This is a genomic window from Bacillus sp. NPDC057893, assembly GCF_042796455.1.
GTDB lineage: Bacteria > Bacillota > Bacilli > Bacillales > Bacillaceae_G > Bacillus_A.
This window is the reverse complement of sequence record NZ_JBHVNG010000005.1, coordinates 160,897-162,726: the sequence shown is the minus strand read 5'-3', so window position 1 is coordinate 162,726 and position 1,830 is coordinate 160,897. Positions and strand designations below refer to the sequence as shown.

Sequence of the window (1,830 nt, the reverse complement as noted above, 5' to 3'; positions counted from 1 at the left end):
GAGTAACGGGAGTAACAGGAGTAACAGGATTAGCAGGAGTAACGGGAGAAACGGGAGTAACAGGGCCAACAGGGCCAACAGGAGTAACAGGAGAAACGGGGTTAACAGGAGCAACTGGGGTTATTGGCCCCATAACAACAACCAATTTGTTATATTACACTTTTTCAGATGGAGAGAAACTTATATATATAGATTCAGATGGGATAGCTCAATATGGGACAACGAATATATTAGCACCTAGTGAGGTTTCATATATTAATTTATTTATCAATGGAATTCTGCAACCACAACCATTTTATGAAGTTAGTACTGGTAAACTAACTTTATTGGATAATCAACCACCATCGCAAGGGTCTTCAATTATTTTGCAATTTATCATTATTAATTAAAAAAGACAGATCCTTAAATGATAAGGAATCTGTCTTTTTTGTTCTACATTAAAGTAGTTAAAATTAAGTGACGATAAATTCGATTGTGATTGGAATTCCGCCGTCTAATGCATCTCCACCAGGAATTGTAATAGCGCCAGTAGGACCAGTAGTAACACTGGAGTTCACGCTTGGCTGAAGAATACCGTTTACATATAGGTTGTAATACGTGAAAATGGGAAAAGCAGTTGCAGTAGTACCCGCATCGTTTAAACAAGCTGTGGCAGCAACCGCAAAGGCTGCACCAGTTCCAGTTCCAGCTCCCAGTGTAGATGTGAATCTTCTAGATGCGATAAATGGTTGAATGATAGGCATTTAATTCTCACTCCTATTCTAAATTTATTGGAACGAAGTTTAGAATAACTTGTCCACTATATAATATGAGAATTTTCTATATTCGAAACGGCATCCTGATTATAGTTTCAACACAATTTTTGTATAGGTAAAATACTAATTATTCTAGTATGGAAAAAGTGATGTCATTATAAGTGGAACATATGTTATTGATTGTTTTAGTGATTACTATGGATAATTAAATTGATAGGCAATTGAATTTGGGAGATAAACGTGGAAAAATAAAATAAACTCTTAAGTTTAGGTGTTTAATCTAAGCACTCAATTATTAAAAACATATAATTAATATGTGAGTCATGAACATAATTAAATTACGTTTTCAAGTTTGATTATAATTCATGTTTCCTATTTTAAGAGAAACATATAACTCAACTACTTTTTTCAATCGCATCTTTTATAGTTCTTAGAATAGGAAAACACTCAACTATAAGAAAAGTAAGGAGGAAATAAATGTCACATAATAATTGTTTTGATCATAATAACTGCAATCCGATTGTTTTTTCAGCAGATTGTTGTAAAAATCCACAGTCAGTTCCTATTACTAGCCAACAATTAAGTCAATTAATTACTTTACTAAATTCATTAATATCAGCTATTGCAGCATTTTTTGCAAATCCAAGTAATGCAAACAGATTAGCGTTACTCGATTTATTTAATCAATTTTTAATTTTCTTAAATTCCTTATTACCTTCCCCAGAAGTTAATTTTTTGAAACAATTAACTCAAAGTATTATAGTTTTATTACAATCTCCAGCACCTAATTTAGGACAATTGTCAACATTATTGCAACAATTTTATAGCGCTCTTGCACAATTCTTCTTCGCTTTAGATCTTATCCCTGTATCCTGCAACTCAAATATCGATCCTGCAACTTTACAAGTTCTTTTTGGTTTATTAATTCAATTAATCAATGCTACTCCAGGGGCAACAGGTCCAACAGGTCCAACAGGAGCAACAGGAGCAACAGGAGCAACAGGAGCAACAGGAGCAACAGGAGCAACAGGAGCAACAGGAGCAACAGGAGCAACAGGAGCAACAGGAGCAACAT

At 34.0% G+C, this 1,830-nt stretch carries 3 protein-coding genes; 2 read left to right on the top strand and 1 reads right to left on the bottom strand.

Annotated features, from left to right (window positions below; genetic code table 11):
• Window positions 1–389 (top strand): DUF4183 domain-containing protein (locus ACFVQC_RS21955; protein WP_377899276.1); only part of this gene is annotated, 389 nt, incomplete at its 5' end.
• Between the two features lie 63 nt (window positions 390–452).
• Here the strand turns inward: ACFVQC_RS21955 and ACFVQC_RS21950 are convergent.
• Window positions 453–743 (bottom strand): DUF4183 domain-containing protein, encoded by a 291-nt coding sequence (locus ACFVQC_RS21950; protein ID WP_002147998.1) that lies wholly within the window; start codon window positions 741–743, stop codon window positions 453–455.
• Window positions 744–1,232: 489 nt separating this feature from the next.
• On the opposite strand from ACFVQC_RS21950, the gene ACFVQC_RS21945 reads away from it, so the two are divergent.
• A partial coding sequence (locus ACFVQC_RS21945) for a collagen-like repeat preface domain-containing protein (protein ID WP_377899275.1) occupies window positions 1,233–1,830 on the top strand: 598 nt, incomplete at its 3' end.

Coding starts and splice junctions, on each gene's coding strand:
- ACFVQC_RS21950 (WP_002147998.1), bottom strand. CDS start 743: ATGCCTATCATTCAACCATTTATCGCATCTAGAAGATTCACATCTACA.